Source organism: Polaribacter sp., from assembly GCF_965656025.1.
GTDB lineage: Bacteria > Bacteroidota > Bacteroidia > Flavobacteriales > Flavobacteriaceae > Polaribacter.
This window is the reverse complement of sequence record NZ_CBFHJT010000100.1, coordinates 1-7,619: the sequence shown is the minus strand read 5'-3', so window position 1 is coordinate 7,619 and position 7,619 is coordinate 1. Positions and strand designations below refer to the sequence as shown.

The window sequence follows — 7,619 nt, the reverse complement described above, 5'->3', positions numbered from 1 at the left end:
AGATTATAGGAAAACAAGTTTAGATACAAAAAAAATTACTCAGTAACACTATCAATTAAAATAGTAAGCATATCTATAGCAGCTTGTGCAATTTTTGTACCTGGACCAAAAACACCTACTGCACCAGCATCAAATAAAAATTGGTAGTCTTGTGCAGGTATAACACCACCCACAATTACCATAATATCTTCTCTATCGTATTTTTTTAATTCTCCAATTACTTGTGGTACCAATGTTTTATGACCAGCAGCTAAAGATGACACACCTAAAATATGTACATCATTTTCTACAGCTTGTTTTGTAGCTTCTTGTGGTGTTTGAAAAAGGGGGCCAATATCTACATCAAAACCTAAGTCTGCATAACCTGTTGCTACTACTTTTGCACCTCTATCATGACCATCTTGCCCTAATTTGGCAATCATTATTCTTGGGCGTCTTCCTTCTAATTCTGCAAACTTATTTGCCAAATCTTTGGCTTTTTTAAAGAGTTTGTCTTCTTTTATTTCTTTACTATACACACCAGATATGGTTTTTGTAACTGCTTTGTGTCTGCCAAATACAGCCTCTAAAGCATCAGAAATTTCACCTAAAGTGGCTCTATTTCTAGCTGCATTTACAGCCAATTCTAATAAATTTTTATTTCCAGATTTTGCAGCTGTAGTTAAAGCGTCTAAAGATCTTGTAACATTTGAAGAATTTCTTGAAGCCTTTAATTTTTCTAATCTTTTTATTTGAGATTTTCTTACAGATTCATTATCAACTTCTAAAATATGTAAAGGATCTTCCTTTTTTAGTTGATATTTATTTACCCCCACAATAACATCTTGTCCACTATCTATTTTTGCCTGTTTCTTTGCAGCAGCCTCCTCAATTCTCATTTTCGGAATTCCCTTTTCAATCGCTTTGGTCATGCCACCCAACTCTTTTACTTCTTCCATCAATTCCCAAGCTTTGTTTGCAATATCTTCAGTAAGTTGTTCTACATAATAGCTACCAGCCCAAGGGTCTACAGTTTTTGTAATATATGTTTCTTCCTGTAGATAAATTTGTGTGTTTCTTGCAATTCTAGCAGAAAAATCTGTAGGTAAAGCAATGGCTTCATCTAAAGCATTTGTGTGTAAACTTTGCGTTCCACCAAAAGCAGCAGCCATTGCTTCTATAGTGGTTCTGGCAACGTTGTTAAACGGATCTTGTTCTGTTAAAGACCAGCCACTTGTTTGGCAGTGTGTTCTTAAAGCTAAAGATTTTGGGTTTTTAGGGTTGAATTGCTTCACAATTTTTGCCCACAACATTCTTGCAGCTCTTAATTTTGCAATTTCTGTAAAATGATCCATGCCAATTGCCCAAAAGAAAGATAATCTTGGAGCAAAAGAATCGATATCCATACCTGCTTCTAATCCTTTTTTGATGTATTCTAAACCATCTGCTAAGGTATATGCCAATTCAATTTCTGCAGTAGCACCAGCCTCTTGCATATGATAACCAGAAATAGAAATAGAATTAAATTTCGGCATTCGTTTACTTGAATATTCAAAAATATCAGCAATAATTTTCATAGATGGTGCAGGAGGGTAGATGTATGTATTACGCACCATAAACTCCTTTAAAATATCGTTTTGTATGGTTCCAGAAAGTTGCTCTGGTAAAACACCTTGTTCTTCTGCAGCCACAATATAAAAAGCTAAAATGGGTAATACAGCTCCATTCATAGTCATAGAAACAGACATTTTATCCAAAGGAATTTGATCGAATAAAATTTTCATATCTTCTACAGAATCTATGGCAACTCCTGCTTTACCAACATCTCCATGCACACGTTCATGATCTGAATCGTAACCTCTATGTGTGGCTAAATCAAAAGCGACAGATAATCCTTTTTGACCTGCTTCTAAATTTCTTCTATAAAAAGCATTGCTTTCTTCTGCAGTAGAAAAACCTGCATATTGTCTAATTGTCCAAGGTCTTCTAACGTACATAGTACTGTATGGACCTCTTAAATTTGGTGCAATTCCAGCGACAAAATCTTCGTGTTTTTTGCCTTTAACTTTTAGTTTTTGGTTGTTAACTAACTTTATATTAGAAATATCTTTTCTACTCATGGTTTAATCTTTCTTTTTCTAAATTTTCAGAAAGACGTTTTCTGATGATTGGTGTAATTAATGTTTTTATATTTCTTTGCTTTACAAAAGGATATAATTCTAAATCATTTTTTATTTTATCAGCTTTATTAACTTGTAAATTGCTACCTAAAAGAATAATATCTTTATTGTTTAATTTTTCATCTTCTTTTAAAGCACTTTCAGTAATTTTTTTCTGAATAATTCCTGCTTTTAATTGCTTTAAAAAGCCGCCTGCTTTTTCTATTTGCTTAAAAATATCCAAGGCTTTTTCTGTCAACTGTTCAGTAATTGCCTCAATATAATAAGCACCATCTGCAAAATTTTGCGCCTCTTTTAAATTACTCTCTTGTTGTAAAATTAATAATTGATTTCTTGAGATTCTAGCACCAAACTCATTTGCTTTATGATAAATTTCATCATAAGCAATATTAGCAACAGTATTAGAGCCCCCTAAAATTGCACTCATACATTCAGATGTTGTACGTAGCATATTTACATTGTAATCATATAAGGTTTTGTTTCTTAAACTTGGTTGTGTAAAAATATGAGCTTCTTTATTTTCTACGTCATATTCCTTTAAAAGTGATTGCCATAAAATTCGAAATGCTCTAATTTTTGCAATTTCAAAAAAGTAATTACTACTCACAGCAAAATTGAAACTTATTTTATCTACTATTTCTGGGCCAAAATGGTTTAGATATTCATTGGCATGTGCTAAAGTGTATGCTAATTGTTGAGCGATATTTGCTCCTGCATTTTGGTATAATTCACCTGAAACAGAAATACAATTATTGGCAGATGAAACAACCTTTTCTAATTTTTTATGATCTTCCTTTAAACTAAAAAACCAATTCCCTGAAGCAGCTAAATTGCCAATAATATCTGTTTGTATATAGGTATTTGTACTGTGGCAAAACTCAGCAAGTTTCGTTGTAAAATCGGCATCTAAAAATGTAAGGTGAAAGTATATGGGTGTTTTACCAGGGAATTTTTTTAATAATGTTTTTGGGTCGAATGGTTTTGAGGCTTTAAATTGAATAGCATTTGCACCTCTTTTTAATGCGTCAATTGCTAGCGAATTTGCAATTTTTACATCATCTATAAATATAGTTTGACAAATATGAAACCCTTGTTTAGGTAGGTTTATTTTACTGTTTGTTTTGTCTTCTTTTGTATAAAATGGTTTTACACTAAACCTTTCTTGAGTTTGCCAAAGTAAACTACTATTATAATCTGCACCTTTTAAGTCTACTTGAATTTTTTGTTTCCAAGCTTCTGGTGTAGTGCCTTCAAATTCGTCAAATAGAAATTTTGTCATTACTTATTTATGGTATCAAATTCTATAATATATATATCTTCGTTTTCTTTTTTCATCAGATATTTTTCTCTTGCAAAACGCTCTAGTTGTAGAGAATCTTTTAGTTTTTTTATGGTTGCTTTATCTTTAGCTATTTTCTTTTGATAAAAAGAAATTGTTTTTTCTAAATCTTCTATTTCTGTATCAAACTTTTTATGTACTAAATAAGAGTTCTCATCAAAAAATACCATCCATATTAAAAACGGAATAAAAATTAGCACAAAAATATTTGTGAGAATTTTGTAAGACTTTTTATTTTTTAAATCTTTAAAAGTCATATTTATAAACGCTCGTTTATTACGGTTCTAACAATATCTATGGCTACATTATTAAACCTATCATTAGGTATAATTAAATCTGCAAAATTTTTGGTAGGTTCTATAAATTGTTGATGCATTGGTTTTAAAGTTGTTTGGTATCGGCTTAAAACTTCGTCTATATCTCTACCTCTTTCTGTAATATCTCTTCTTAACCTTCTTATTAAGCGTTCGTCTGTTTCTGCATGCACAAATATTTTAATATCAAATAAATCTCTCAAATCACTATTATTGAATATTAAAATACCTTCTACAATAACTACTTTTCGTGGATGTGTTTTAACAGTATCTTTTGTTCTGTTATGTTGCACAAAAGAATACACAGGTTGATTGATAGTTCTACCAGATTTTAAGGCTTTTAAATGCTTAATAATCAAGTTGAAATCAATGGCTCTTGGGTGGTCAAAATTTATTTTAGATCTCTCGTCATAAGATAAATTGTCTGTTGCATTATAATAAGAGTCTTGTGAAATTACACAAACTTCATCAGTAGGTAGTTGTTTAATAATCTGGTTAACAACAGTAGTTTTACCACTTCCTGTACCACCTGCAATTCCAATAATTAGCATATATAATTATAATTTTGATAAAAATTAACTTGTTAAAGTAAAGATATTACAAAAATATAAAAATAAGGTTTATCCGGGTTCTTTTTCGGAACCAACTTCGTGGGTAATTAATCCTTTAAAAGCATCAAAAACGGTATTACCTTCATATAAAACCTTGTAGACTTCTTCTGTTATTGGCATATGGATATTATACTCTTCAGCAAGTTCCATAACTACTTTAGTAGTCTTGACACCTTCTGCAACTTCATTCATATTGTTTATAATATCATCTAGTTTTTTTCCTTTTCCTAATTGATATCCTACATGATAGTTTCTACTTTTATTACTAGAGCATGTAGCCACTAAATCGCCTAAACCTGTTAAACCTGCAAAAGTTTTACTTTTACCACCCATTGCTGTACCTAATCTAGTTAATTCAGATAAGCCTCTTGTGATTAATGCAGATCTTGTATTATCTCCTGCATTTGCTCCATCTCCCATTCCTGTGGCAATTGCCATTACGTTTTTTAAGGCTCCACCCAATTCGCTACCAATTACATCTGTATTTGTGTAAACTCTAAACAACCCTGAACTAAAAACAGTTTGTAATTTTTTTGCAATCGTTTTATCAACCATAGAAATTACAGCAGCTGCAGCTTTACCAAAGTGTATTTCTTTTGCCAAATTTGGTCCTGTTAAAACACCTGCAGGATGCCCAGGCATCAATTCTTCTATAATTTCTGTCATTCTTTTTTTAGAGGAAATTTCTAGTCCTTTTGCTAAACTGACAATAGGTACCCAAGGTCTAATGTAAGGTTTGGCTTCTAAAAGTACTTTTCTAAAACTTTGTGATGGAATTCCCATAACAATAACGTCAGCATTTTTTACAGTTTCTTTTATAGAATTAGAAGCTTTTAAACCTTTATGAAGTTTTGCATTCGGTAAGTACTTTTGATTGGTGTTTTTTTGATTGATTTCTAAGACAGTTTCTAAATTTCTTGCCCACAAAATAGTTTCAGCATTTTTAGAAGTAAGTGAGGCAACTGTAGTACCCCAAGAACCACCACCTAATAAACCAACTTTTAAATTCATAATTTTTTTATTTAATGAGTTCTTGCAAGATAAACAATTAAAATAATTATGAAACTATAGAAAAAAGTCGGGATGAGAGGATTCGAACCTCCGATCTCTGGTCCCCCAGACCAGCACTTTAACCGGACTAAGCTACATCCCGAATAGTTTTGTAAAAGTATAAAAAAAGTCTCAAAAAAATATTTTTTGAGACTTTAAAAAAAATGAGCCAATGGAGGGACTCGAACCCACGACCTGCTGATTACAAATCAGCTGCTCTAGCCAGCTGAGCTACATCGGCTTTTTAATTTTACGAGCGCAAATAAAATATAAAATTTAAAAACAGGCAAGCTATTTTTAGGTTATTTTTACAAAAAAAAAGCTTCAATAAAAATTGAAGCTTTTATCAAGAAAAAATAATAATTTACATAGTATAGAAAAATTGTTCGTTTGTAATTTTTCCACTCTGTACTTCAAAAACGCAAATTTCATCCATTTGTTGTCTTCCTCTGCTTTTAAATGTAATATCGAAGCTCATTTTACTAGAAAAATGGTTGTCTGAAATTACAGGTTCAGAAATATTATTACTATGAAATTCCTGAACATCATCAAGCCATTGCTTGCTTTTTTCTAAAACATTTTGTTTACCAGTTACAACTTCGCCATGTGGTACACCTGGCATTTCTTTACTCACTAAATTGTCTGCATATAATTCATTAATACATTCAACATTTTTGCCTTGTTCGCACATTTATTTCCACTTTTGTGCTACTTCTTTTGTAGTCATTTTTTTAAATTTTTTTGATTGACTTTAAAAATAAAGAAAAAAAATTAAATTTAGTTTAAGGCTTCTTTATATGTTTTTAAACAACGTTCTCTTGCTTTTTTATGATCTACCATTTCTTTGGCGTAAGTAAGTTCTTGAAATTCTGGAACCCATTTTTTTATGTATTCTAAATCTTTATCAAACTTTTTTATTTGTGTAGTGGGGTTAAAAATTCGAAAATAAGGAGCGGCATCGACGCCAGAACCTGCAACCCATTGCCAGTTACCTACATTGCTAGCCATTTCATAATCGTGTAATTTTTCAGCAAAATAAGCTTCACCCCATCTCCAATCTATCAATAAATGTTTGCATAAAAAGCTTCCTACCAACATTCTAATTCTGTTATGCATAAAACCTGTTTGGTTTAGTTGACGCATGCCAGCATCAACTAAAGGATAGCCTGTTTGCCCTTTGCACCATTTTTTAAATTCCTCTTCATTATTTCTCCATTCAATTCTATCGTATTTAGATTTAAAAGATTTTTCTGAGGTTTCTGGAAAATGCCATAAGATTTGCATAAAAAATTCTCTCCAAATTAATTCTTGCCAAAAAATCTCGTTTTTTTCTGCAATGGCTTTGGTAACCATTTTTCTAATACTGGCTGTTCCGAATCGCAAGTGTGGGCCTAATTTAGAAGTAGCATCTTTTGCTGGGTAGTTACGTGTATCTTCGTATTCTTGAATTAGTGTTGGAGTCACTGTAAAATCTTCTATTTTTTGGTCAGATTTTTTGAAACCCATATCTGACAGACTTAAATTTGCTAAGCGTGTGTGTTCTATTAAATTTTTTAAATATGAATTTGTGTAATAGATATCGAGATTATAGGTTTTAAATTTTTCTTTCCAAACCTTCATGTAAGGCGTGTAAACTACATACGGATTACCGTCTTTTTTGACAACTTCATCTTTTTCAAAAATAACTTGGTCTTTAAATGTTTTAAAACCAATATTGTTTTTTTCTAAAAGCTCTTTAATTTCTTTATCTCTTTTTGTGGCATAAGGTTCATAATCTCTATTTGTAAAAACATTCTGAACCTCATATTCTTTTAAAAGATTTTTATAAACTTCTTTAGGTTTACCGTAATACATAGCTAAACTACTCTGGTTTTCTTCTTGCAATGTATTTCTCATTTTTTGCAGTGTGTCAAAAATAAAAGTAACTCTAGCATCATCTTCTGGCAGTTTTGATAGTATTTCTTTATCAAAAATAAAAACAGGAAGTACAGGATAATCACCTTTTAAGGCATTGTAAAACCCAACATTATCATTTAACCTTAAATCTCTTCTAAACCAAAATATATTTACTTTTTTACTCATCTTACTTGTATTCTCCAAAGAGTTCTATTAATTTTTCGCTTCTAAATTTAAATATTTTTTCTAA

At 31.1% G+C, this 7,619-nt stretch carries 7 protein-coding genes and 2 tRNA genes; all 9 read right to left on the bottom strand.

All coding sequences use genetic code 11. The features are described from left to right. Window positions 1-35: 35 nt before the first annotated feature. The 9 genes from scpA to ACTG3S_RS13665 all read right to left on the bottom strand — a co-directional run bounded on the left by scpA (window position 36) and on the right by ACTG3S_RS13665 (window position 7,555). Complete coding sequence (scpA, locus tag ACTG3S_RS13705; RefSeq protein ID WP_439129899.1) at window positions 36-2,099, bottom strand: methylmalonyl-CoA mutase; 2,064 nt, start codon at window positions 2,097-2,099, stop codon at window positions 36-38. Next, window positions 2,092-3,438: a methylmalonyl-CoA mutase subunit beta gene (locus tag ACTG3S_RS13700; RefSeq protein WP_439129898.1), complete on the bottom strand. Its 1,347-nt coding sequence runs from the start codon at window positions 3,436-3,438 to the stop codon at window positions 2,092-2,094. The genes scpA and ACTG3S_RS13700 overlap by 8 nt, the downstream gene beginning before the upstream one ends. Continuing rightward, complete coding sequence (locus ACTG3S_RS13695) at window positions 3,438-3,755, bottom strand: FtsB family cell division protein (RefSeq protein WP_439129897.1); 318 nt, start codon at window positions 3,753-3,755, stop codon at window positions 3,438-3,440. Before ACTG3S_RS13695 ends, ACTG3S_RS13700 begins: the two co-directional genes overlap by 1 nt. 2 nt (window positions 3,756-3,757) lie before the next feature. After that, the gene (gene udk / locus ACTG3S_RS13690; protein ID WP_439129896.1) at window positions 3,758-4,363 is read right to left on the bottom strand and encodes a uridine kinase; all 606 of its coding nucleotides are present in this window, start codon (window positions 4,361-4,363) and stop codon (window positions 3,758-3,760) included. Between the two features lie 69 nt (window positions 4,364-4,432). Next, window positions 4,433-5,434, bottom strand: a complete 1,002-nt coding sequence (locus tag ACTG3S_RS13685) for an NAD(P)H-dependent glycerol-3-phosphate dehydrogenase (RefSeq protein ID WP_439129895.1) — start codon at window positions 5,432-5,434, stop codon at window positions 4,433-4,435. Between the two features lie 67 nt (window positions 5,435-5,501). Further along, window positions 5,502-5,576: transfer RNA gene (locus tag ACTG3S_RS13680), tRNA-Pro, on the bottom strand. A 64-nt stretch (window positions 5,577-5,640) separates the two neighbouring features. Next, window positions 5,641-5,714 (bottom strand) — tRNA-Thr (locus tag ACTG3S_RS13675). 123 nt (window positions 5,715-5,837) lie between these two features. Beyond that, window positions 5,838-6,164: a SnoaL-like domain-containing protein gene (locus tag ACTG3S_RS13670; RefSeq protein WP_439129894.1), complete on the bottom strand. Its 327-nt coding sequence runs from the start codon at window positions 6,162-6,164 to the stop codon at window positions 5,838-5,840. Window positions 6,165-6,250: 86 nt separating this feature from the next. Then, complete coding sequence (locus ACTG3S_RS13665) at window positions 6,251-7,555, bottom strand: cryptochrome/photolyase family protein (protein WP_439129893.1); 1,305 nt, start codon at window positions 7,553-7,555, stop codon at window positions 6,251-6,253. Window positions 7,556-7,619 lie beyond the last annotated feature (64 nt).